The 22,262-nt window shown below is 67.3% G+C and carries 15 protein-coding genes and 6 tRNA genes; 13 read left to right on the forward strand and 8 right to left on the reverse strand.

What is annotated here, in order from left to right:
- Positions 1 to 181 precede the first annotated feature (181 nt).
- From QPK32_RS25455 to QPK32_RS25465, 3 genes are all read right to left on the reverse strand, one after another.
- Positions 182 to 388 (reverse strand): hypothetical protein, encoded by a 207-nt coding sequence (locus tag QPK32_RS25455; protein ID WP_290415588.1) that lies wholly within the window; start codon positions 386 to 388, stop codon positions 182 to 184.
- Positions 389 to 450: 62 nt separating this feature from the next.
- Positions 451 to 2,091 carry a SulP family inorganic anion transporter gene (locus QPK32_RS25460; protein WP_290415589.1) on the reverse strand — a complete coding sequence of 547 codons (1,641 nt, stop codon included), beginning with the start codon at positions 2,089 to 2,091 and terminating at the stop codon, positions 451 to 453.
- A gap of 3 nt (positions 2,092 to 2,094) precedes the next feature.
- Positions 2,095 to 3,564, reverse strand: coding sequence for a GGDEF domain-containing protein (locus tag QPK32_RS25465; protein ID WP_290415590.1), 1,470 nt, complete (start codon positions 3,562 to 3,564; stop codon positions 2,095 to 2,097).
- Between the two features lie 159 nt (positions 3,565 to 3,723).
- Here QPK32_RS25465 and QPK32_RS25470 point away from each other — a divergent pair, with 159 nt between their 5' ends.
- The 3 genes from QPK32_RS25470 to QPK32_RS25480 are packed head-to-tail and all read left to right on the forward strand — an operon-like array spanning position 3,724 to position 6,051.
- Positions 3,724 to 4,698, forward strand: coding sequence for an SDR family oxidoreductase (locus QPK32_RS25470; protein WP_290415591.1), 975 nt, complete (start codon positions 3,724 to 3,726; stop codon positions 4,696 to 4,698).
- Positions 4,699 to 4,714: 16 nt separating this feature from the next.
- Complete coding sequence (locus QPK32_RS25475; RefSeq protein WP_290415592.1) at positions 4,715 to 5,809, forward strand: Ku protein; 1,095 nt, start codon at positions 4,715 to 4,717, stop codon at positions 5,807 to 5,809.
- Positions 5,809 to 6,051 (forward strand): hypothetical protein, encoded by a 243-nt coding sequence (locus QPK32_RS25480; protein ID WP_290415593.1) that lies wholly within the window; start codon positions 5,809 to 5,811, stop codon positions 6,049 to 6,051. Before QPK32_RS25475 ends, QPK32_RS25480 begins: the two co-directional genes overlap by 1 nt.
- A gap of 163 nt (positions 6,052 to 6,214) precedes the next feature.
- Here QPK32_RS25480 and ligD read toward each other — a convergent pair whose 3' ends face one another.
- Both ligD and QPK32_RS25490 read right to left on the reverse strand, forming a co-directional pair.
- Positions 6,215 to 8,884, reverse strand: a complete 2,670-nt coding sequence (gene ligD / locus QPK32_RS25485) for a DNA ligase D (RefSeq protein WP_290415594.1) — start codon at positions 8,882 to 8,884, stop codon at positions 6,215 to 6,217.
- A gap of 130 nt (positions 8,885 to 9,014) precedes the next feature.
- The gene (locus QPK32_RS25490) at positions 9,015 to 10,676 is read right to left on the reverse strand and encodes a M28 family metallopeptidase (protein WP_374046788.1); all 1,662 of its coding nucleotides are present in this window, start codon (positions 10,674 to 10,676) and stop codon (positions 9,015 to 9,017) included.
- 185 nt (positions 10,677 to 10,861) lie between these two features.
- Here QPK32_RS25490 and QPK32_RS25495 point away from each other — a divergent pair, with 185 nt between their 5' ends.
- Positions 10,862 to 11,215 carry a hypothetical protein gene (locus tag QPK32_RS25495; protein ID WP_290415595.1) on the forward strand — a complete coding sequence of 118 codons (354 nt, stop codon included), beginning with the start codon at positions 10,862 to 10,864 and terminating at the stop codon, positions 11,213 to 11,215.
- A gap of 114 nt (positions 11,216 to 11,329) precedes the next feature.
- Positions 11,330 to 12,274 carry a D-2-hydroxyacid dehydrogenase gene (locus QPK32_RS25500; RefSeq protein WP_290415596.1) on the forward strand — a complete coding sequence of 315 codons (945 nt, stop codon included), beginning with the start codon at positions 11,330 to 11,332 and terminating at the stop codon, positions 12,272 to 12,274.
- 101 nt (positions 12,275 to 12,375) lie between these two features.
- Here QPK32_RS25500 and QPK32_RS25505 read toward each other — a convergent pair whose 3' ends face one another.
- Positions 12,376 to 16,320, reverse strand: a complete 3,945-nt coding sequence (locus QPK32_RS25505; RefSeq protein WP_290415597.1) for a two-component regulator propeller domain-containing protein — start codon at positions 16,318 to 16,320, stop codon at positions 12,376 to 12,378.
- Positions 16,321 to 16,439: 119 nt separating this feature from the next.
- Between QPK32_RS25505 and QPK32_RS25510 the strand changes: the two genes are divergently transcribed.
- The 8 genes from QPK32_RS25510 to QPK32_RS25545 all read left to right on the forward strand — a co-directional run bounded on the left by QPK32_RS25510 (position 16,440) and on the right by QPK32_RS25545 (position 19,225).
- Positions 16,440 to 16,516, forward strand: a tRNA-Arg gene (locus QPK32_RS25510).
- Positions 16,517 to 16,648: 132 nt separating this feature from the next.
- A tRNA-Arg gene (locus tag QPK32_RS25515) sits at positions 16,649 to 16,725 on the forward strand.
- A 132-nt stretch (positions 16,726 to 16,857) separates the two neighbouring features.
- Positions 16,858 to 16,934: transfer RNA gene (locus QPK32_RS25520), tRNA-Arg, on the forward strand.
- A 136-nt stretch (positions 16,935 to 17,070) separates the two neighbouring features.
- A tRNA-Arg gene (locus QPK32_RS25525) sits at positions 17,071 to 17,147 on the forward strand.
- A gap of 132 nt (positions 17,148 to 17,279) precedes the next feature.
- Positions 17,280 to 17,356, forward strand: a tRNA-Arg gene (locus tag QPK32_RS25530).
- A 115-nt stretch (positions 17,357 to 17,471) separates the two neighbouring features.
- A complete protein-coding gene (locus QPK32_RS25535; RefSeq protein ID WP_290415598.1) occupies positions 17,472 to 18,086 on the forward strand; it encodes a hypothetical protein in 615 nt (204 codons plus the stop codon).
- A 76-nt stretch (positions 18,087 to 18,162) separates the two neighbouring features.
- Positions 18,163 to 18,239: transfer RNA gene (locus tag QPK32_RS25540), tRNA-Arg, on the forward strand.
- A 434-nt stretch (positions 18,240 to 18,673) separates the two neighbouring features.
- Positions 18,674 to 19,225, forward strand: coding sequence for an FxDxF family PEP-CTERM protein (locus QPK32_RS25545; protein ID WP_290415599.1), 552 nt, complete (start codon positions 18,674 to 18,676; stop codon positions 19,223 to 19,225).
- A gap of 96 nt (positions 19,226 to 19,321) precedes the next feature.
- Here the strand turns inward: QPK32_RS25545 and QPK32_RS25550 are convergent, their stop codons facing one another.
- The gene (locus QPK32_RS25550; RefSeq protein WP_290415600.1) at positions 19,322 to 21,214 is read right to left on the reverse strand and encodes an ATP-binding protein; all 1,893 of its coding nucleotides are present in this window, start codon (positions 21,212 to 21,214) and stop codon (positions 19,322 to 19,324) included.
- Entirely contained in the window at positions 21,211 to 21,819 is a 609-nt protein-coding gene (locus QPK32_RS25555) for a YfiR family protein (protein WP_290415601.1), read from the reverse strand. Before QPK32_RS25555 ends, QPK32_RS25550 begins: the two co-directional genes overlap by 4 nt.
- Positions 21,820 to 22,262 lie beyond the last annotated feature (443 nt).

A 22,262-nucleotide genomic window follows, 5' to 3' on the forward strand; every position in this document is an offset into this window, starting at 1 on the left:
AATTTAGCCCTTGCCAGAACTTGAGGATCACAGTATCTGCGAAGGCAGGAACCCAATCACTGCAAGCATCACTGTAACGCTTGCAAGATTGGGTCCCTGCCTTCGCAGGGACGACGGTGGTTAAGCCCCCGAAGGGCTTAACTGAACAGCTTCGCCGCCAGCGGCGGCTGACGGCGGAGAATCAGCGACGGCGCTGGTTGCGCATGGGGCGCGCGCTCCGGGTGACCCGGGCCAGCTGCAGTTCGCGCTGGCGGTCGACTTCCGCCTTCCAGACGACGAGTTCGAGCGCCAGGGCCATGGCGATACCGGCCGGCAGGGCGGCGGCGAAACCGAACAGGGTCAGCGCCAGGCTTGCAATCAGGATAACGAGGGTACTCGAACGGGGCATGATGTCACCTTTCTGTCAAAATCCGTTGGATCCATCCTGCCACAGCTGGGTTTTGCTTGCAATCACGTGTTGTAATGTGTGAGCGCGTCCCACGCATTGGCAGTACTGAGGAAGATATGGCCACGCAGTTGTTCCACAAGGGCCGATGTACGCAGGCGGTCCATGACGGGCCCCTTGACCTCGGCCAGGTGCAGCTTGACGCCCCGCTGTCCCAGCGTATGGTTGAGATCGATCAAACCGAACAGCGCCGACGTGTCGATGGCGTTCACCGCCGACAACACCAGCACGAGGTCGCGCGTATCGGGATGCGCGGCGAGCTCTTCCTCGATCCTGGCCTTCACGGCTTCGATATTGCCGAAGAACAGCCCGGCATCGACGCGCAGCAGCAACAGGCCCGGCGCCGTCTCCACCGCGTAGCGGTCGACGTTGCGGAAGTGTTCCGTGCCGGCGATGCGGCCCAGCAGCGCGATATGGGGGCGGCTCTCGCGCCAGATCATGGCGCCCAGCGACAGCACGAGTCCCAGCACCACGCCGGCCTCGACGCCGAGCAGCAGCACGCCGCCGGCCGTCGCCAGCAGCGCCAGCGCGTCGGCGCGGTCGTAGTGCCAGGAGGTGCGCAGCGTATTCCACTCCAGCATGCCCAGCACGGCGACGATGATCGTGGCCGCCAGCACGGGCAGCGGCAGCAGCGCCAGCCAGCCGGTCGGCAGCACCAGCGCGCAGGCCAGCAGCAAGGCCGTGATGACGCCGGCCAGCTGGGTGTTGGCGCCCGCCGCGAAATTGACGGCGGAGCGCGACAGGCTGCCCGTGACGGGAAAGCCGCCGCTGATCGCACTGCCGATGTTGGCGGCGCCCAGCGCGACGAGCTCGCGGTCCGTGTACAGCTTCTCCGCGCGCTTGACGGCCAGCGTCTGGGCACCGGACATGGCGATCAGGAAGCTCATGAAACCGATCAGGAGGGCCGGTTTCAGCAACGCCTGCCAGTGCTCGCCGGAGACCATGGTGTTCAGGTGCGGCAGGCCGGCCGGGACGTGGCCGATCGTGCGCATGCCGCCCGCGTCCAGGTGCAGCAGCGCGACGAGCAGCACGCTGCCCAGCACCAGCAGCATGGGCGCCAGGCGCGCGCCGATGTCGGCCGCGCCGGGCGCCAGGCCCAGGCGGCGCAGCAGCGGCGCCAGCCAGCGCCGCGCGGCCAGCAGGAAGGCGATGCTGCCCAGGCCCAGCGCCGCGCTGGGGCCGTGCCAGAACGGCGGCGGCGCGCCCAGCAGCGTGTCCACCTGGCCCAGCGCGATCACCACGGCCGAGCCGAGCGTGAAGCCGTTCATCACCGGACGCGAAAAGAAGTTGGCGAGGAAGCCGATGCGCAGCAGGCCGCAGGCCAGCAGCACGGCGCCGGACAGGGCCGCCAGCTGCGCGGCCAGCACCGTGTACAGCGCGCCGCCGCTCGTGGCCAGCGGCGCCAGCGCCGATGCCGTCATCAGCGAGATGATCGCCATCGGTCCGACCGATTGCGTGGAACTGGTGCCGAACAGCGCGTAGAGCAGCGGCGGCACGATGCTGGCGTAGAGCCCCACGACCGGCGGCAGGCCCGCCACGAGCGCATAGGCCATGCCCTGCGGGATCATCATCATGGCGACGACGATGCCGGCGCCCACGTCGCCGGCCAGGTCGGCGCGGCGGTAATTCCTCAGCCAGGCGAGCATGGCTTACTGCATCGCCAGTTCGACGCAGTTGCGCCCGGCCCGCTTGGCGCGCGCCATGGCGGCGTCGGCCCGCTGCGCGAGCGCATCGGCGCTCTCCTGCTCGCCCAGCTGGGCCACGCCCAGGCTGACCGTCACGTGGTCGCAGCCGGGAATCTCGGCCTGCTCGATCGCGGCGCGCAGCTTCTCGGCCATGCGCAGGCCGTCGATCGCGCTCGTGTGCGGCGCCACGATGTGGAATTCCTCGCCGCCTGAGCGCACCAGCACGTCGCTCGCACGCAGCACGGCGCGCGCGACGTCGGCCACGGTGCGCAGCACCACGTCGCCGACCGGATAGCCGAAGGCGTCGTTGATGGCCTTGAAACGGTCGATATCGAAGGACAGCAGCGCGAGCGGCACACGGTAGCGGCGCGCGCGCTTGATCTCCCGCTCCAGCAGCGCTTCGCCGTGGCGCCGGTTCGCCACGCCCGTCAGCGCGTCGGTGTTCGAGATATGCGTCAGGCGTGCCAGCAACTGCTCGTTTTCCAGCTGCGTGTCGGCCATGCGCAGGCCCAGTGCGCAGGACCGGGCGACGTCCCGCAGCGTCGCCAGCTCCTCGGGCGCGAACGCACGCGCGCCGCCGAACAGCAGCGACAGCGCGCCCCTTGCCGGACCCGGCCCGTCGGCCGGTATCGGCACGCCCAGCGCCAGCGCCACGCCGTGTACGCGCAAGGCCTCGGCCAGCGCCGGTTCGCCGGCCTGCTCGGGCGGATCGAGCAGCACCATGGTGCCGCTGGCGGCCGCCAGCAGTCCCGGGAAGGCATGGCGCAGCGGCACATGCAGCAGGCGGTCGGTGCGCTGCAGCAGCGCGCCGAGCGACAGGCCGGGCAGCCCCTGCTGGGCCGCGACGGCCACGTCGCCGTCCGGCTGGCGCAGCAGCACGGCGGCGTGCAGCACGCCGGGCCAGGAAGACAAGGCGCCGCACAGTGATTCGGCCAGCGCATGGGCATCGTCCGCGTCGGCGAGCGCGTCCTGCACACGGCTGCGCAGGGCCAGCAGTTCGCGCAGCGTGGCCGCATCGGTATCGATATCGGCATCAACATGGGCGGCCGGCGCCAGCGCGCGCGCGACGGCGTCCCGCATGCCTGCCGGCTCCAGCGGCGTGGTCGCATAGGCGACGGGCCCGAAGGCCATCAGCGCCGGCAGCCAGCCGGCCCCGCCGAAGGGGCACAGCAGCAGCGTCGGACGGCTGCCGCGCGCAGCGACGAGTGCTCCCAGCGGGGCCAGGTCGATGCCGGGTTCGAAGCGTTCCAGGTCCAGCACCAGCAGGTCCGGCTGTTCCATGGCGAGCAGCCGGGCCGCGGCATCGACGCTGTCCGCCAGCCGCAGTGCCGCGAACCGGGAACCGCAGGCGGCCGCGAATTCGGCGCGCCGCCGCGCCATCGGGCTGACGTAAAGACCGGTCCCTGCTGCGGGCTGCTCGGCATGCTGCGACATCGTGGACTCCTGGAATACGGTGGCCGCAGTTTGCCATAAAGCACATGCCACGCCTAGGACCCGGAAGGCCGGGGACAATCGCGCGCATGTGTGTGGAAGCGCACCGTCAGCCCTGCCGTGCGTCCGAATACTGGAAGGATCAAGCTTATGGAGGGTACGATGGCAAACCAGGATGATGTGGCAAACAAGCAGAAGGCGATCCAGAACCGCCAGGACCAGCGCGACGGCAGCATGCAGAAGGGTGACGCCGGCGGCGAAAGCAAGGCCGCCCAGACCGGCATCGAGCAACCGGCCGGCGACTTCCCGGCCCAGCACCTCGCCAAGCCGGGCATCGAGGCCCAGCTCGAACTGAAGCCGAAGTTCATGGCCGAACACTACAAGGGCAGCGGCAAGCTGGCCGGCCAGGTGGCCATCGTCACCGGCGGCGATTCCGGCATCGGCCGCGCCGTGGCGGTGCTGTTCGCGCGCGAAGGCGCGGACGTCGCCATTCTCTATCTGAACGAACACGAGGACGCGGCCGAGACCCAGCGCTGCATCGAGGCCGAAGGCCAGCAGTGCGTGACCATCGCCGGCGACGTCAAGGACATGGAATTCTGCCAGCAGGCCGTCGACCAGATCGTCGCCAAATGGGGCCGCCTGGACGTGCTGGTGAATAACGCCGCGTTCCAGGAACACGCCGAATCGCTGCTCGACCTCGACGAGGAACGCTTCGACGAGACCATGCGCACGAACATCTACGGCTACTTCCACATGGCGAAGGCCTGCCTGCCCTACATGAAGCGCGGCGCCGCGATCGTCAATACCGGCTCCGTCACGGGTCTGAAGGGTTCGCCCAAGCTGCTCGACTACTCGACCACCAAGGGCGCCATCCACGCGTTCACGATGTCGCTGGCCGCCAACCTGCTGGACAAGGGCATCCGCGTGAACGCCGTGGCGCCGGGCCCCGTCTGGACCCCGCTGAACCCGGCCGACCAGTCGGCCGACAAGGTCGCCAAGTTCGGCCAGGCCACCACCTTCGGCCGTCCGGCGCAGCCGGAAGAACTGTCGCCGGCCTACGTCTACCTGGCCTCGAACGTGTGCTCGGGCTACGTGACGGGCGTGGTGCTGCCGATCACCGGCAGCGTGGGCGAATAAGCGAAAGGAGCCGATCATGGCGAGAAGCATGTGGAAGGGAGCCATCAGTTTCGGGCTCGTGCACATCCCGGTCGAGATGTATCCCGCGACGAGCGACCACGCGCTCGACCTGACCATGCTGGACCGGCGCGACTTCTCGCCGATCGGCTTCAAGCGCTACAACAAGCACACGGGCAAGGAAGTCTCCTGGGACGACATCATCAAGGGCTACGAGTACAAGGACGGCGAATACGTCGTCCTGTCCGACGAAGACCTGCGCCGGGCCAACCCGGAAGCGACGCGCACCATCGACATCCTTGCGTTCGTGGATGCGGAACAGGTCCCGCTGATCTACTACGAGCAGCCCTACTACCTCGCCCCAGGCAAGGGCGGCGACAAGGTGTACGCGCTGCTGCGCGAGACGCTGCGCGACGTCGGCAAGATCGGCATCGCCAACGTCGTCATCCGCGTCAAGCAGCACCTGGCGGCGCTCGTCTGCGTGGGCGACGCAATCGTGCTCAACACGATCCGCTACCCGGACGAGATCCGCCCCACCGACGAGCTCAAGATCCCGACCGACGATTCGAAGGCGGCGCAGGTGACGCAAAAGGAACTGCAGATGGCGCGGGCGCTCGTGGAAGGCATGAGCGAACGCTGGAAGCCGCAGCAGTACCACGACACCTACCGCGAAGACCTGCTGGCGCTGATCAAGAAGAAGGTCGCCGCCAACCAGACCAAGACCATCACCGAGGCCGAGCCGGAAGAAGAGAAGCCGGCCAAGTCCAACGTCATCGACCTGGTGGCGCTGCTGCAGGCGAGCCTGGGCAAGAAGCCCGCGCGCACTGCCGGCGACGACGACGATGACGACGAGCCGCCGCCGCGCCGCTCGCGCAAGCCGTCCGACGACGACGACGACGACGAGGCCCCGCCGCCGCGCGCCCGCAAGGCCCCGGCACGCAGCACGGCGCACGCGAACGCCAGCGCGGCCAAGCCGAAGCGCGCCACCGCGACCAAGACGGCAGCGAAGACGGCCGCCAAGCCTGCCGCGAAAACCGCCGCGAAGAAGGCCCCGGCAAAAAAAGCCGTCGCCAAGACCGCGGCCAAGCCCGCCGCACGCAGGAAGGCCGCCTAGTGGATTGGGATACGGTCATCGACTTCCTGCAATGGCCGGCGATGGTGGTGACGCTGTGCGCCGCCTTCCTCGTCGGCGCCCGCCACGCGCGCCGGCGCATCGTCGGCTTCTACACCTTCATCCTCAGTAACTTCCTGTGGATCGTCTGGGGCGTGCACGACGGCGCCTGGGCGCTGATCGCGCTGCAGGCGGGATTGTGCGCGATGAATGTGCGGGGGATTGTCAGGAACGACAAGAGCTAGCGTTGCCGTCGCAATGAACAACGTCGCCCCTGCGAAGGCAAGGGCCTAATTTCTTCCGGCGCCGGCGCAACGCCGAGGAATTGGACCCCTGCCTTCGCAGGGGCGACAGCAATTGCAGTGGCGACGGTTATTGCAGGGGCGACGGTTATTGCAGCGGCGCCGGTTATTTTTTCTTGCCAGGCTTGAAGCCGAGCACCTTCATCGCCTTGGTCAACGTCGTCGCGCTCTTGTCGTACTCCGCCCACGGCGCATTCCCCTCGTCCAGCCGCTCGTGCACCGTCTTGACGGTCCAGTGCGCGCCCGACGTCAGCCGCGGGAGTTCGTCCCAGCGTACGGGCACGGAGATGCCCATGCCCGGACGCACGCGCGGCGACCAGGCCGAGACGGTGGTGGCCCCGCGGCCGTTGCGCAGGTAGTCGATGAAGATGCGGCCCACGCGGTTCTTGGCGCCGCTCTTGGCCGCGAAGCGGTCCGGCAGCGTCTTCGCCAGGTGGTCGACGACGGCGTGGCTGAAGTCCTTGACCGTGTCCCAGTCCAGCTTGGGCTTGATCGGCACGACCACGTGCAGGCCCTTGCCGCCGCTGGTCTTGAGGAAGGGCTTCAGGCCCAGCTCCTCGAGGAAGACGCGCATCAGCGCCGCGGCTTCCTGCACCTGGGACCAGGACACGCCCTCGCCCGGGTCGAGGTCGAACACGAAGCGGTCCGGCGTCTCGTAGTGCTTGCCGGTGGCGTTCTGGCTGTGGATCTCGACGACGTTCCACTGCGCGCTCGAGAGCAGGCCCTCCGCCGTGGCGATCCGCGTCATGCTGGGGTGCTCCGGGTCGAGCGCCTGGTCCATTTGCGCGACGCCCGGCATCTTGGCCGTGTCCGTGACATGCTTCTGGAAGAACAGCTCGCCGCCCACGCCCTCGGGTGCGCGCACCAGCGAGACGGGGCGGCCTTCCAGGTGTTCCATCATCAGCGCGCCGACGAGCGCGTAGTAGCGCACCAGGTCCATCTTGGTAACGCCGCTTTCCTTGTCCATCACGCGCTCGCCATGCGTCACGCGGAAGGTGGCCGGCAGGTTGCCGGGCAGGCCCGTCTCGACGGGCTTGGCGGCGGATTTGGCCGGGGCCTTGCGCGCCTTGGCCGGCGGCGCGGCTTCGGACTTCTCCTGCACGTGCTTCGCCTGCTCGCGCACGACGTTCCGCGCGGGCTTGTCCTTGCGCAGTCCCTGGAACACGGGGTGGCGCACGGCGTCCCCCGCCGTCCATTCGGAGAAGCTGACTTCGGCCACCAGTTCCGGCCGCACCCAGTGGTTCGTGCGGCCCGGCACGGCGCGCGCCGGGAACGGGCTCTTGTCGACCGTCATCCCCTCCAGCACGTCGCGCAGGTGGCGCAGCGAGGCGCCATTGAAGCCGCTGCCCACGTTGCCGGCATAGCGCAGCACGCCCTCGTCGTCGTAGTAGCCCAGCAGCAGCGAGCCGATGCCCGTGCGCGAGCCCTGGGGGTCGGTGTAGCCGCCGATGACGAATTCCTGGCGCTGGCCGCATTTGAGCTTGATCCATTCGGGCGAGCGGCGCGTCACGTAGCGCGAGTCGCGGCGCTTGCCGATCACGCCTTCCAGGCCGATCTGGCACGCGGCCACCACGAGCTGGTCGGGGTCGGTGCCGAATTCGGCCGAGAAGCGCACGGTGTCCGAGGTCTTGGCCGCCAGCAGGTCCTGCAGCAGCGCGCGGCGCGCGTCCAGGCGCACGTCGCGCAGGTCGTGGCCCTTGCAGTAGGGGACGTCGAACACGAAGTACACCACCTGCGCCTTGTTGGAGCCGTCGAACGCGAGCTGCAGCAGGTTGAAGTTCGGCTTGCCGTTCTCGTCGTGCACGACGATCTCGCCGTCGTACCAGCCGTCCGGCAGCTTCATGCGCCGGATTTCCTTCTGCAGCGGCAGCAGCTTGTCGGTCCAGTCGTTGCCGTTGCGGGTGATCAGGCGGATGTCCTTGCCCTCGATGCGGGTCAGCATGCGGTAGCCGTCGAACTTGATCTCGTAGATCCATTCCTCGGGCTTTTGCGGCGGCCCGTCGACGAGGGTAGCCAGCTCGGGGCTCAGCGCCGCGGGCAGCTCGGCTTTCACCGCCCCTTCCGGCATGGCGCCGCGGCGCGCGCGCGCCGGTTTGGCGGCGGGCGCCTTGCTCGCCGCGGCGGACGTCCGTTTGACCGGCTTGGCCGCTCCGTCCCCATCGCGCTCGGCTTTCAATTGCGCGACCTTGGCGTTGGCCACGGTGGTGTCCGTGGTGCGGCCCGGCATGGGCAAGTCCTTCACGCTGTCCGGGAATTCGTCGATGACGGAGAATTCGGCGGCGGGGCGCGCGTAGTCGTCGTTTTCCTTGATCAGGAGCCAGGGCTCCTGCTTGTCGTCCTCGTGGCCGCGCAGGCGCACCAGCACCCAGCGCCCGTGCATCTTGTGGCCGTGCATCTCGAACTTGACCTCGCCCTTGGCGAAGCCGGCGCGCGGGTCGCCGATGGGCTCCCACGTGCCCTTGTCCCAGATGATGACCTTGCCGGCGCCGTACTGCTGCGGCGGAATCGTGCCTTCGAAGTCGGAATAGGAGATGGGGTGGTCTTCCACGTGGATCGCCATGCGGCGGTCGTGGGTGTCGTAGCTGGGGCCCTTCGGCACGGCCCAGCTCTTCATGGTCCCGTCCAGCTCCAGGCGGAAGTCGTAGTGCAGCCGCGTTGCCCAGTGCTTCTGGATCACGAAGGTCAGCGCGTCCGGACTCGCCTGGCCGCCCTCTTCCGGCTCCGACGTGATGGAAAAATTGCGCTTGGCTTTGTACAGCTTGAGTGCGTCGGGCATGGCATCACCTCTACATCCAGGATGGACATAGTGTAGCCAGATTGTGCGAACGGAACTGTACGATAGGTAACGCTAGTCGGTTGCCCAGTAGAATCGTCGCCCTTGCCTGCGCAGGGGCGACGGCGCCTACTTATTTGCGCTCGGCCGCGCTGCGGTCGCGCGCCGCGCGGAATTCCGAATCCGTCGACCAGTTCGGCCAGGCCGTCGAATCGGCCAGGTCGCGGCCCAGCGAATACAGCATGTCGAGGTCGCGCGCCATGCCCGTGAACGGCCAGTCGGCCTTCCATTCGTCGGCCGGCTGGTGGTACGCGACCTTCACGTACTGCTCCTCGGACGCCTTGCCGGCCGCGACGCCGCCCTGCTCCCAGTCCTCGCCCGAGCCGAAGGAGATCGCCGGCACCCCGGCCTTGGCGAAGGGGAAGTGGTCGGAGCGGAAGAAGTGGCCCGCTTCCGGCTTCGGATCCGGCGAGAAGCGGATGCCCCTTTCCTTGGCCTTGGCGACCAGGCGGTCGAGCAGTTCCAGCTTGGCGTTGCCGGAAATGGTGAAGTCCTTCGCCGGGCCGTAGGGGCTCAGCGCATCCATATTGATGACGCCGACGGTCTTGGCCAGCGGGTAGACGGGGTTCGACGCATAGTATTCCGACCCGAGCAGGCCTTTTTCCTCGGCGGTGACGGCCAGGAACACGACGCTGCGCCGCGGCGCCGGCGCCTTGCCGTAGGCGCGCGCCAGCTCCAGCAGCGCGGCGATGCCAGTGCCGTTGTCGACGGCGCCGTTGTAGATCTTGTCGTCCTTCGCATCCGGCAGGCCGACGCCCAGGTGGTCCCAGTGGCCGCTGTAGATCACGTATTGGTCGGCGTGCGTGCTGCCGGGACGCAGCGCGACGACGTTCTTCGAGGTGATGACCTGGGCGTCGACATCGTACTTGGCCGACAGCGTGATGCCCTTCAGGGCGACCGGCTTGAAGGCGCGCCCCTGCGCTTCCTTCTTGAGCTTGTCGAAGTCCAGGCCGGCGCGCTTGAACAGGTCCTGCGCCGTGTCGCGCTGGATCCAGGCTTCCACCGGCGCGTGCGCTTCGAGCGGCTTGGTGCGCACGATGTCGTACATGACGTTGGTATTCGAGTTCTTCACCGTGGCCCAGCCGTAGGACGCCGGATCGGTCTCGTGCACGATGATGGTGCCCAGCGCCCCGCGGCGCGCCATCTCTTCGAATTTATAGGTCCAGCGGCCGTAATAGGTCATGGCCTTGCCGCCGAAATCGCCCTTGCCCGTCTCGAAGTCCGGGTCGTTGATCAGCACGACGGCCAGTTTGCCCTTCAGGTCGACGCCCTTGAAGTCGTCCCACTTGCGTTCCGGAGCCGTCACGCCGTAGCCGACGAACACCAGCGGCGCGTCCTGGAAGGACACGGACTTGGCGCCCGTCATGGCGGCGCGGATCGCGATCTCCTTGCCCTGGGTGAAGGCCTGGCGCGCCTTGCCGTCGTTGACGGAGACCTCGACGGGGCCCTTGATCTCGAAGCGGCCCAGCGGCACGTCCTGGGTCCAGCCGCGCTTGCCGTTGACGGCGGTGCCGCCCGGCTGCAGGCCGGCGGCCTGGAACTGCTTGACAAGGTACTCGACGGTCTTCGTCTCGCCCGCGCTGTTCGGGGCGCGGCCTTCGTAGGCGTCGGAGGACAGGATGCGCACGTCCTCGGACAGGCGCTTGGGGTCGATGTGGACGGTGCCGGCCGCCTGCGCGGCGAGGGTCGCGGCGGCGAGCGCGACGGCGGTCATGGCAAGGATGGTGGATTTCACGTTGGCGTACTCTCTGGCGTCGATATTGTTTAAGAAGGTGACACGCGGAAATGCCAGATGAGTATCGCAGACTTTGTAAGCGGATGTAAGGGGCCGTCAACCGGAGCGGAAGCCATCGCGTTTTCCGCTCAGTAGCACCGGGAATGTCCTACCCTATATATCAACGACACCTGAAGGAAACTGCCATGAATAAAATCGTCGCTACCCTGATCGCAGGCCTGTTCGCCACTTCCGCATTCGCCCAGTCGACCGCCACCGCACCCGCCTCGACCGCGACGCCGGCCACCCACGCCGAGGCGAAGGCCGACAAGGATGTCGCCAAGGCGCAAGCCAAGGAAAGCAAGGCCGCCGCGAAGGCCGACGCGAAGGTGCAGAAAGAAACGGCCGAGGCGAAGGCGGACGTCGCCGAAGCCAAGGCCGACGCCGACAAGAAGAAGGCCAAGGCCCACAAGAAGACCGAAAAAGCCAAAGCGGAGGCCGCTGCCGACAAGGCCGTGGACCACGCAGACAAGAAAGCCGACGCCACCGCGGCGAAATAATCCCGGCTCGAGCCCCATCCTCCTCGAAGGACAGGTTCGCCTGTCCTTTTTTCGTTCCCCACGCCCCGCGCGGCCTTGTTCTAGAATGGCAGTCCGACTTTTTCCGGGACCGCCATGCACGACATCGTCTTCCTCGACCGCGACAGCCTGATCGCCACGATCCGCCCTCCTTCGTTCGCGCACCGCTGGCGCGACTATCCCGCCACCGTGCCGGACGAGGTGGTCGCGCGGCTGCAGGGCGCCGCCATCGCCGTCACCAACAAGGTACCGATCCGCGCCGATGCGCTGGCACGGCTGCCGGACCTGAAGATGATCGCCGTGGCCGCCACCGGCACCGACAACGTCGACCTGGCCGCCTGCCGCGCGCGCGGCATCGTCGTGGCGAACATCCGCGACTACTCCCTGGTTTCGGTGCCGGAGCATTGCTTCGCGCTGATGCTGGCCGTGCGCCGCAACCTGCGCGCCTACGTTGCCGACGTCGAGGCGGGCCAATGGGAACGCTCGACCCGTTTCTGCCTGCTCGACCACCCGGTCTCCGACCTGGCCGGCAGCCGCCTGGGCATCGTTGGCTACGGCGCGCTGGGCAAGCGCGTCGCGCAGATCGGCCGCGCCTTCGGCATGCGGGTGGCGGCGACGTCGCGCTCGCCGATCGAGGATCCGGACGTGCTGGCGCTGCCGCTGGCCGAGCTGCTGGTGACGTCCGACGTGGTCAGCCTGCACCTGCCCCTGTCGGACACGACCCGCCACCTGATCGGCGCGGCGGAACTGGCGTCGATGAAGAAGAGCGCCATCCTGATCAATACGGCGCGCGGCGGCCTCGTCGACGAGGCGGCGCTGGCGGCGGCGCTGCGCGACGGCACCATCGCGGGCGCCGGTTTCGACGTGCTGTCCAAGGAACCGCCCGTGCCCGACAACCCGCTGCTGCAACTGCGCCTGCCGAATTTCGTGCTGACGCCGCACGTGGCCTGGGCCAGCGGCGGGGCGATGCAGACGCTCGCCGACATGCTGGTCGATAACCTGGAAGCATGGGCGGCGGGGACGCCCAAGAACGTCGTGTGATCGTCGGACCTTCGTCGAGCGCGTGGACGGCCGAGACGTCCACCCTGCCGTAGGGTGGACGGGTTTCCCGTCCACGCGTTCGACGAGCCGATGCTGCCTCGCTATGCGGCCTCGTGATCCGGCTGCACGCCGCCGAGCGCCCGCGCATCGGCCGGCCGCAGCGGCAAATCGAGCACGAAGGCCGTGCCCTGTCCCGGCTCGCTGTCCACGCGGATCGTGCCGCCCAGGAGCGTCGTGACGATCGTGTAGGCGATGTTCAGGCCCAGCCCCGTGCCGCCCTGCCCCATGCGCGTCGTGAAGAAGGGGTCGAAGATGCGTCCCAGGTGCTCCGGCGCGATGCCGCGGCCGTCGTCGCGGAACACGACGCGCACGCGCTCCGCATCGAGCATGGAGGCCGACAGCACCATGCGCCCGCCTGGCGCATCGAAGGCGTGCAGCAGCGCGTTGTTGATGAAGTTGATCGCGACCTGGCCGAACGGGCCCGGATAACTGTCCATCGCGATCCCCGCCGGCACGTCCAGCTCCAGCGCATGGCCGGCGCGGCGCACTTGGTTCATCATCGTCGCCGCGATCTCGTGGCAGGCCTGGGCCAGGTCGAAGCGGCGGCGCTGGGTGCTGGCCTGGTCGACCGAGACCTGCTTGAAGCTGTTCACCAGGTCGGCGGCCGACTGCAGGCTGCGCTGGATCAGGGCGCTGGCCTCGCGCGCCGCGCCGATCCACGCCTCCAGGTCCGATTTCTTCAGGTTGTTGGCGGCGAAGCGCGCCGACAGGTCCTCCGTCTTTTCCTGCAGCGTGCTGGCCATCAGCAGGCTGTTGCCGATCGGGGTATTCAGCTCGTGCGCCACGCCCGCCACCAATGAACCGAGCGAGGCCAGCTTCTCGTGCGCCGCCAGCTGGGCCTGGGTTTCCTTCAGCTGGCGGTAGGCGTCGGCATTGTCCAGCGCCACGCCGACATACGATGCCAGCGTGCTGAGCATGTCCAACTGCACGTTCTGGTAGGCCCAGGCGCGCCAGCTCTGCACGGAGATCACGCCCAGCACGCGCGTGCCGACGGCGATCGGCACGAACAGCAGCGAACGCGGCACCTGGCCGGGCGCGTGCGCGCCCGCCCCGTCGGCATCGATGTGGCCCGGGGCTTCCTGGGCCATGTCGCCGATGATGATCTCCTCGCCGCTCGCCAGGCATTGCTCGCCCAGGCGCCGCACCGCGTCCGGCCAGGCATGCTCGTCCTCGGCGCGGCAGCCGTCCTCGACGATGTAGGGATAGTCCAGGCGGCCGCTGGTCCGGGCGACGCCGATGGCGAACAGGCGCGCATCCATCAGGCGCCGCACCTGGCCGTACACATTGGCCATGATCGCCTCGCTGTCCAGGTTGGCCGTCAGTTCGCGCCCGATCTCCGACAGCAGCGCGATATTGCGCCGGGCCTGCTCGACGGCTTCCTTCTGCGCTTCCGCTTCCTGCTTGCGGCGCTCGGCGCGGTCCTTCTGCAGCACCAGTTCGGCCGTGCGCGCGCCAACCTGCCGTTCCAGGCGCTCGGTCTGGCGCACCAGCACGCGCACGCGCAGGCGGTACACGAATGCGGCGCCGCCCAGCACCACGGCCGTGGCGAGGAAGCGGAACCACCAGGTGCGCCAGTACGGCGGCGTGATCGTGATCGCGAGCCGGGCCGGCTTCTCGCTCCAGACGCCGTCCTTGTTGGCCGCGCGCACCTCGAACAGGTAGGTGCCCGGGTCCAGGTTCGTGTAGGTCGCGAAGCGCTTGCCGGCGTCGGTCTCGGTCCAGTCCTGGTCGAAGCCGCGCAGGCGGTAGGCGTAGCGGTTCGACTGCGGGTCGGCGTAATGCAGGGCGGCGAATTCGAGCGTGAAGACGGAATCGCGGTAGCCCAGCTCCACCGCATTTGCCTTGCCCGGACTCGTGGCGAGCGTGCGCGGACGGTTGAATACCCAGAAGTCGGTGATGACGACGACCGGCGCGTAGGGATTGTCGCGGATCGCATCGGGCGCGAACGAGGTCATGCCGTTGCCGCCGCCGAAATGCAGGTCGCCGTCGGCGCCGCGCAGGGCCGAGCCGATGAAATAGGTGCCGTCCAGCAGCCCGTCCTTGGCGCCGTAGGCCTTGAAGCGGCCCGTGTCCGGGTCGACGCGGCTGATGCCCGCCGTGGTGCTGGCCCAGATGCTGCCGTGCGCATCCTCGAGGATGGCGCCGATGGGCACCTGCTCGCGCCCCGCCGTCACGGGAAACAGCTTGAACGACACCTGGCCGCCGGGCCCACGCTCGACCCTTGCCAGGCCGCCGGCCGTGCCGACCCAGACGTCGCCGCGCGCCGACTCGTACAGGTCGGCGATGCGGTTATGGACCAGGCCGCCGCTGACGCGCGGATCGCGCCGGAAGTGGGTGAACTTGCCGGTCTGGCGGTCGAGACGGTCCAGGCCGTTCTCGGTGCCGACCCAGATCGCCCCTTGCCGGTCCTCCAGCGCCGCGTAGCCGTAGTTCTCGCCCAGGCTGGACGGGTCGGCGGGGTCGTGGCGCCACGCGCCCGCGACGCGTCCGTCCGGCGCCAGCATGAACAGCCCGCCATGGGTGACGGCCCAGACGTTGCCGTCGCGGCTCGCGGCCAGGCGCTGCACGTAGTTGCCGGCCGCGTCTGTGCCCAGCCGGACGGTCGTGAAGCGGCCGGTCGCATCGTCGCGCCAGGACAGGCCGCTCGGCGACCCGACCCACAGGCGTCCCCGCCCGCGCAGCAGCGTGGTGACGAGGTCGTCCGGCAGGCTGGACGGATCGCGCGGATCGTTGCGCACCGCCACCACGCGGCCGCTGGCCGGATCGAGGTGCAGGATGCCTCCCCCCACCGTCCCCAGCCACAGGCCGCCGCCGGGGCCGGGCGCGATCGCCCGCACCTTGCGCGCGCCGCCGTCGCGCCCCTTGACGGGCACGTAGCTGAAGCGGTGGAAGCCGCCGCTCGCCAGGTCGGCGCGGTTGACGCCGCCGAACATCGTGCCCACCCACAGCGTGCCGGTGCGGTCGACCCAGATCGCGCTGACCTGGTTGTCCGACAGTGCGTGGCGGTCGAGCGGCTGGCTGGCGTAGGCGATGAAGCGGCCGCTGCTCGGATCGCGCCACTTGAGCCCGTCGAGATTGGTACCGACCCAGAGGTTGTTGCCGCTGTCGTGGTACAGGCTGCGGACCCGCACGTCGTCCGTGCCCGCGCCCATGTCCACGCGCTCGCGCCGCGGAGGACCGTCGCCGAGATGCCAGGCTTCCAGCCCGCTGCCGGTGCCGATCCACAAGGTGTCCTGCGCATCGATGGACAAGGCCGCCACGCTGTTGCGCTTGCTGTCGCGGCGCGGCCCGACGTCGAAATGGTCGAAGCGCACGGCGCCGGGAGCCAGGTAGTCGATGCCGACGCCGGTGCCGACCCACAGGCCGCCGCGCCCGTCGACGGCCAACGCATTGACCCGCTCGTCGCTGAGCGTGCCCGCGATGCCCGCCTCGCGCTGCAGCGAGCGGAACCGGCCGCTGTCGGGGTCGAGGTGGACGAGGCCGTCGCCGGTCCCGACCCACAGGCCGCCCTTGCCGTCGCCGACGATGGCGTTGACGGCGCTGTTGCGCGCCAAGCCGTCGTTGCGCCGGCTCAGCGGATAGCGGGCGAAACGCTGGCTGGCCTTGTCGAAGCGCACCAGGCCGCCGCGCGTGCCGAACCACAAACGGCCCTGCGCATCCTCGTGCGACGCGCCCACGAAATTGTCGGCCAGGCTGCCGGGATCGTTCGGATCGTTGCGGAACACACGGATGCGGTAGCCGTCGAAGCGGTTCAGGCCCGCCTGGCTGCCGAACCACATGAAACCGTCGCGATCCTGCAGGATGGTGAGCACCGATTCCTGCGACAAGCCCTCTTCCAGCCCCACATGTTCGAAGCGCAGGCTGCGCGGCCCGCCGGCCAGCGCCGCCTGGCAGGAACAAAGGAGGAGCAGGCCGGCAAGCGCCATGCGCAGGGGGCGCTGCCAGGCCGGGGGGCAGCGTCGCGAAAACGGATGCTGGTGGTGCATGGTTCGGCCAGACGGATGCTGATGAAGACGAATGTCCTAATCTAACAGAACGCCATGATACGTTGAATAAAATTAAGACTTCCGCAATCCTGCATGCACCGCTATAATGCGTGCATCGGGCGGCTGTAGCTCAGCTGGATAGAGTACTTGGCTACGAACCAAGGGGTCGTGGGTTCGATTCCTGCCAGCCGCACCAAGCGATACGAAAGGCCAGATCTGCGGATCTGGCCTTTTTCTTTGTCCGTTCGCCATGCGGATGGAACGATGCAGGATAGTCTCCGCCGGGCTTTGCCATTCCGGAAAGCGCTGCTATAATCCCGGCCTCGGGGCGGCTGTAGCTCAGCTGGATAGAGTACTTGGCTACGAACCAAGGGGTCGTGGGTTCGATTCCTGCCAGCCGCACCAACCAATATGAAAGGCCAGATCTCCGGATCTGGCCTTTTTTTTTCGCTCCTGCCCTGCCATTCCGGGCCGATTCTTCGCTTCGCAGACGGGATTTTGACGATCTTGAAAGGGCTGCTATAATGCGTGCCTCGGGCGGCTGTAGCTCAGCTGGATAGAGTACTTGGCTACGAACCAAGGGGTCGTGGGTTCGATTCCTGCCAGCCGCACCAACTTATTCGAAAGGCCAGATCTCCGGATCTGGCCTTTTTCTTTTCCGAAACAGGGACGCATCCAGCACGGCGCCGCCATGAATGCAGCAAGCATGCTTTGCCATTCAGGAAAGGGCTGCTATAATGCGTGCTTCGGGCGGCTGTAGCTCAGCTGGATAGAGTACTTGGCTACGAACCAAGGGGTCGTGGGTTCGATTCCTGCCAGCCGCACCAACCAATATGAAAGGCCAGATCTCCGGATCTGGCCTTTTTTTTTCGCTCCTGCCCTGCCATTCCGGGCCGATTCTTCGCTTCGCAGACGGGATTTTGACGATCTTGAAAGGGCTGCTATAATGCGTGCCTCGGGCGGCTGTAGCTCAGCTGGATAGAGTACTTGGCTACGAACCAAGGGGTCGTGGGTTCGATTCCTGCCAGCCGCACCAACTAATATGAAAGGCCAGATCTCCGGATCTGGCCTTTTTTTTTCGGCAGCGTTTTCCACTGCCGCTGGCCGTCCTTTGCTACCCTGTCCTCTTGTTCAACATTGACAGGGAATCCATGGCACGCCGAAGCCGGATCGCCCTCCTCTCCTGCACCCTGCTCGCTTCATGCGGTGTATTCGCCCGACAGGCAACCATGCCGAACTGCGACGCGGACCGGACACACGTGCTCGCCTTGGGCGAAACCCAGTTCGACCAGGACCTGGCCGGAGGATGGCGTGCGCTCGCCGACAGGCCCGGCTGCATCCTGGCGGCAGCCGACCTGCTGCGCGACTACCGGCAAGCCCGTAAGAGCGAAGCCGGCTTGCTGTATTGGCACGAGGGACAACTGCGCGCACATGCAGGGCAGACAAAGGAAGCCATTGCCTTGCTGGAACGGGCACGCAAGCCTGCCGAGGCGGATCGTGCGGGATGGAATCCGTATGTCGATGCGACGATCGCCTTCCTGCGCAAGGACAAGCCTGCGCTGCAAGAAGCGCGGTCCAGGCTTGCCGCCGTTCCGGCGCCGCTCGGCCAGGACATCCCGCCCGTCATCGACGGCCATGTCGAAGTCGACATGGCCGACGGCCAGATGCGCAAGATACCCTGGCCGCCGAATGGCGACATCGTCGACGGCCTGCTATCCTGCTTCGGCAAGCCCTACCGACAAGCTTACGGACACGACTGCCGCTGAAGGTCGGCACGTCTTGCATTCCCGTCAGTCTTGCTCTTTTCCAATCGGCAAAACGCCGCTATAATGCATGCCTCGGGCGGCTGTAGCTCAGCTGGATAGAGTACTTGGCTACGAACCAAGGGGTCGTGGGTTCGATTCCTGCCAGCCGCACCAACCAATACGAAAGGCCAGATCTGCGGATCTGGCCTTTTTCATTTCGCCCCACCATTCTCCTCACCCAATACACTTCTTACTGCGCGGAAGCGGCAAAACACGTGTGCGCTTGCCATCTGTTCATAAAAAACTGTTTAGCCGCGATGGTCCCCTGCCGAGGAATTTCTCGCGTCTTGAAGTAGGACTGCACTGACAGATACTGTGCAACTAGCCCAAATTTGCGCTATTGCTCATGCCAATTCGACCATTTTCCCTATGAAGAGCGGGTTTATGACGAATCCCCCAGGAAATTATTGAACAGAGGAATATTTCCACGCAGAAGCGCACACATCTGTAGTTTTTCGCGCACTTTGTCGGCAATTTGATAGCATGAAGTTCCCCGATTCTTGTAAACCAAGCTGCATGACGCGGCTGATTTCTACGCGAGGAAAGAAATGAAAAAATCTCTGATTGCTGCTGCTGTATTCGCTACTGCTTCGTTCGGCTCGTCGGCCGTCATGGCACAGACCGTCGGTACCACCCCGCAGGTCCTGGACCTGACCGAGGGCACCGGCTTCTTCGGTGACACCCTGGCCGCCGGCAACAGCGGCGCCTCGTTCGACGACCACTTCACCTTCACCGTGGAAGGCACGACCGGCTGGACCTTCGACGCCGTCGTGTCGTCGATCAGCCGTTCGGCCAGCACCGGCCTGGACATCACCGGCCTGTCGCTGTACAGCGCCGCTGGCGACACCCTGATCGCTGAAGGCACCATGGGCTCGTCGGGCGCCATCGACGTCTGGACCGTGTCGAGCGGCAGCCTGGCTGCAGGCGACTACTACCTGGCCGTCAGCGGCAATCTGGTCTCGGCCGACGCTGCCAGCTTCGGCGGCGCCGTTTCGCTGGCCGCTCCGGTTCCGGAACCGGAAACCTACGGCATGATGCTGGCCGGCCTGGGCGTGGTGGGCTTCCTGGCCCGCCGCCGCAAGGCAGCCAAGCAAGCGTAATCGCAGCTTACGCTGAACACCTGGGCGGAAGCGCATGCGCTTCCGCTTTTTTTATGTCCCGGTCCTTCCCGCGCGGCAGTTTCGCCGCCCCGCCGTTCAGGTGCGCAGCTTCTTGATGATGCTGCGGTTGTTCAGGATTTCCTCGATCTGCTCGAAGCGCACCGGCTTGACCATGTGATGGTCGAAGCCCGCCTCGAATGCCAGCTGCCTGTCCTTTTCCTGCCCCCACCCAGTCACGGCGATCATGATCGTCATCGCGCAGCATTGCAGCTCGCGCATGTGGCGCGCCAGGTCGTAGCCGGACATCTGCGGCAGGCCGATGTCCAGGAAAGCGTAGTCCGGGCAGAAGCGCTTGGCGGCGGCCAGCGCATCCGGGCCGGTGTGGGTGATGACGACGCTGTGCCCCATGGCGGTCAGCAGCGCGCCGATGCTGTTGACGAAGTCGACGTTGTCGTCGGCCAGCAGGATGCGGTAGGTCTCGGCCGAGATGAACGAGGCCGGGGTGGGCTTGGCAGGCAATTCCGGATCGACCACGATCGGCAGGCGCACGACGAACTGGCTGCCGTGGCCCAGCCCCGCGCTGTGCGCCTCGATGGTGCCGCCGTGCAGCTCGACGAGCTTGCGCGCCAGCGACAATCCCACGCCGAGGCCGGCGTTGGACCGTTCGAGCGTCGAGTCGACCTGCACGAACATCTCGAACACGGTATCGAGCATGTCCGGCGCGATGCCGATGCCGGTATCGGCCACGACCATCACGAGGGTGCGGTCCTCGACGGTCGCCTTCAGGCTCACCCTGCCGCCGCGGTTGGTGTACTTGGCGGCATTGTTCAGCAGGTTCGACAGGATCTGCGCCAGGCGCGTGGCGTCGCCGTGCAGGAACACGGGACGGTCCGGCAGGTCGATCACCAGGTCGTGGCCATGCAGCTCGATGTAGGGGCGCACCACCTCGAGCGCGTCGTTGACCATCGCCTTCAGCTCCACGCGGCCCGTCTTGATGGCGAACTTGCCCGTGTTGATGCGCGAGACGTCGAGCAGGTCGTCGACCAGGCGTACCATCTGGCGCAGCTGGCGCTCCATGATGTCGGTGGCGCGCTGGGTCGCCTGGGCGTCGCCGCTGCGCAGGCGCAGGATGTCCAGGCCCGTGCGGATCGGCGCCAGCGGATTCCTCAGCTCGTGCGCCAGCGTCGCGAGGAATTCGTCCTTGCGGCGGTCGGCCGTGCGCAGCGCCTCCTCGGCCCGCTTGCGCACCTCCATCTCGTGTTCCAGTGTCGCGTTCGCTTCCTGCAGCGCATGCGAACGGCGGCCGATCTCGGCCAGCATGTCGTTGAACGCGTCGACCAGCACGCCGATCTCGCCGCCGGCATTGCCCGGCACGCGCAGCGTGAAGTCGCGCCGCTGCATCACTTGGCGCGCGACATTGGTCACGGCCTCCAGCGGACGGGTGATGGCGGCCTGCAGGCGCGAGGCCACCAGGCCGGCGATCAGCAGCGCGCCCAGCATCACGAAGCCCAGGATGGCGCCGTAGCTGCCCAGCCGGTCGACCAGGCCGTAACGCGAACGCAGGTAGACGGTGCCCAGCTGCTCGCCGTTCTCCACGATCGGCCGGAACACGACGACCTCGGCGCCGTCGATGCGGTGGCCGGGCGCTTCGGGCTGCCGTGGCACGGCCTGCCCGGCGGCCACGGCATAGGTGGCCGCGCGCCGGCCGGCGGCGGTATAGATCGCCGCAGCCAGGATCTGGGGACGGGCGCGCAGCACGTTCAGGTTCTGGCGCGCCGCGTCGTCGTCGTTGAAGGCCAGCGCCGGCGCCGTGACGCGCGCCATGATGTCGGCCTGCGCCACCAAGTCGTCGACCCAGTAGCGCTGGAAGGCGCGCAGGTCGAACGCCAGCATGGCGCAGGAGGCCGCCAGCAGCGCCACGAAGGTCGTGGACACCGCCATCAGGATCAGTTTGCCGCGGACGGTGCCGCCATCGCGCGCCGTCATCATTGCGCTCCTTTCTGTACCCGGCTCGCCACCGTCAGCAGGCGCGAACTGAGCTTGACACCATTGCGTTCCGCCGCCTCCAGCGCCACGTCGAAGCGGACGCGCTCGTCGACCAGGCGGAAATTGATGGCGCTGCCCTGGCGCAGGCCGTTTTCGCATTCGGTCACGACCAGCATCGCGCCGGTGGCCTGGCGCACCACGTGGCCCACCTGCACGGGATCGCGTCCGCCCACGAACAGCAGGTGCACGGGCACGCCGCCCTCGCCTTCGCGCACCCGGCGCACGGCGATGTGGCGGCCGTTGATGCTGCGTCCGGCCACCGCGCGCTCCAGTTCGTCGACGAGGTCGTCCGCATCGATCACGCCGATCGTCAGCGGCGCGGCATGGTCGACGAACGCTCCCGCGGGAAAATCGACGTAGCCGAGGAACTTCACGAGGAAGGCGGCCTTGACGCGCCGCTGCAGCTGGGTGTTCGCGATGGCGCTCTGGGCCGCCGCCGGCGGCGCCAGCATGGCCAGACCGAGCGGCACCGCCAGGCAGGCCAGCACGCACATCGCCATGCGCCGGCGCAGGTCGCGGTTCGCGAAGGAATTCAGTTGACGATGCATCGGCCAGGTCGGGAAAGGTGGACGGGACGGGAACGTGGACGGCAGCCGGCCGGCGTGGGCCGGGCGCTCCGCGCGGGACGGTCGAGTCGATGATAGCCGGGCCAGGCCGGCGCCGCCACGGCGCGCCTATCGTGCGCGCGGCAACGGCGGCAGGCGACGGGCGCTCGATATGCCGCCTGCATGGAGGCACGCGCCCGTTTTCCTCTGGCACGAGGGAGAACGGATCCGGGGACGCGGGCGGCGGCGGTACGGCCGTGGCGGGTGAAAGGCTGGTCGCCGTGGCGCGCCGACGACAGCAAGACGTTTCTCAACATTTTGCTATCGTAAAACATTTTCTTTTTTGCACCAAGCGTGTCGTGCTCGCCTCTGTTGGCAAGCTGATATTGACATCTTGGATAACAGTCATCATCAAACGAAATTGGATTTATGTTTTGCGATGCAGC

The sequence above is a fragment of the Massilia sp. YIM B02763 genome (assembly GCF_030412015.1).
In the GTDB taxonomy this organism is placed as follows: Bacteria; Pseudomonadota; Gammaproteobacteria; order Burkholderiales; family Burkholderiaceae_D; genus Telluria.

What these genes read in the sequence shown, in the direction of transcription:
- QPK32_RS25455 (WP_290415588.1), bottom strand. Translation starts at nt 388, where the DNA reads ATGCCCCGTTCGAGTACCCTCGTTATCCTGATTGCAAGCCTGGCGCTG.
- QPK32_RS25460 (WP_290415589.1), bottom strand. Translation starts at nt 2,091, where the DNA reads ATGCTCGCCTGGCTGAGGAATTACCGCCGCGCCGACCTGGCCGGCGAC.
- QPK32_RS25465 (WP_290415590.1), bottom strand. Translation starts at nt 3,564, where the DNA reads ATGTCGCAGCATGCCGAGCAGCCCGCAGCAGGGACCGGTCTTTACGTC.
- QPK32_RS25470 (WP_290415591.1), top strand. Translation starts at nt 3,724, where the DNA reads ATGGCAAACCAGGATGATGTGGCAAACAAGCAGAAGGCGATCCAGAAC.
- QPK32_RS25475 (WP_290415592.1), top strand. Translation starts at nt 4,715, where the DNA reads ATGGCGAGAAGCATGTGGAAGGGAGCCATCAGTTTCGGGCTCGTGCAC.
- ligD (WP_290415594.1), bottom strand. Translation starts at nt 8,884, where the DNA reads ATGCCCGACGCACTCAAGCTGTACAAAGCCAAGCGCAATTTTTCCATC.
- QPK32_RS25495 (WP_290415595.1), top strand. Translation starts at nt 10,862, where the DNA reads ATGAATAAAATCGTCGCTACCCTGATCGCAGGCCTGTTCGCCACTTCC.
- QPK32_RS25500 (WP_290415596.1), top strand. Translation starts at nt 11,330, where the DNA reads ATGCACGACATCGTCTTCCTCGACCGCGACAGCCTGATCGCCACGATC.
- QPK32_RS25505 (WP_290415597.1), bottom strand. Translation starts at nt 16,320, where the DNA reads ATGCACCACCAGCATCCGTTTTCGCGACGCTGCCCCCCGGCCTGGCAG.
- QPK32_RS25535 (WP_290415598.1), top strand. Translation starts at nt 17,472, where the DNA reads ATGGCACGCCGAAGCCGGATCGCCCTCCTCTCCTGCACCCTGCTCGCT.
- QPK32_RS25545 (WP_290415599.1), top strand. Translation starts at nt 18,674, where the DNA reads ATGAAAAAATCTCTGATTGCTGCTGCTGTATTCGCTACTGCTTCGTTC.
- QPK32_RS25550 (WP_290415600.1), bottom strand. Translation starts at nt 21,214, where the DNA reads ATGATGACGGCGCGCGATGGCGGCACCGTCCGCGGCAAACTGATCCTG.
- QPK32_RS25555 (WP_290415601.1), bottom strand. Translation starts at nt 21,819, where the DNA reads ATGCATCGTCAACTGAATTCCTTCGCGAACCGCGACCTGCGCCGGCGC.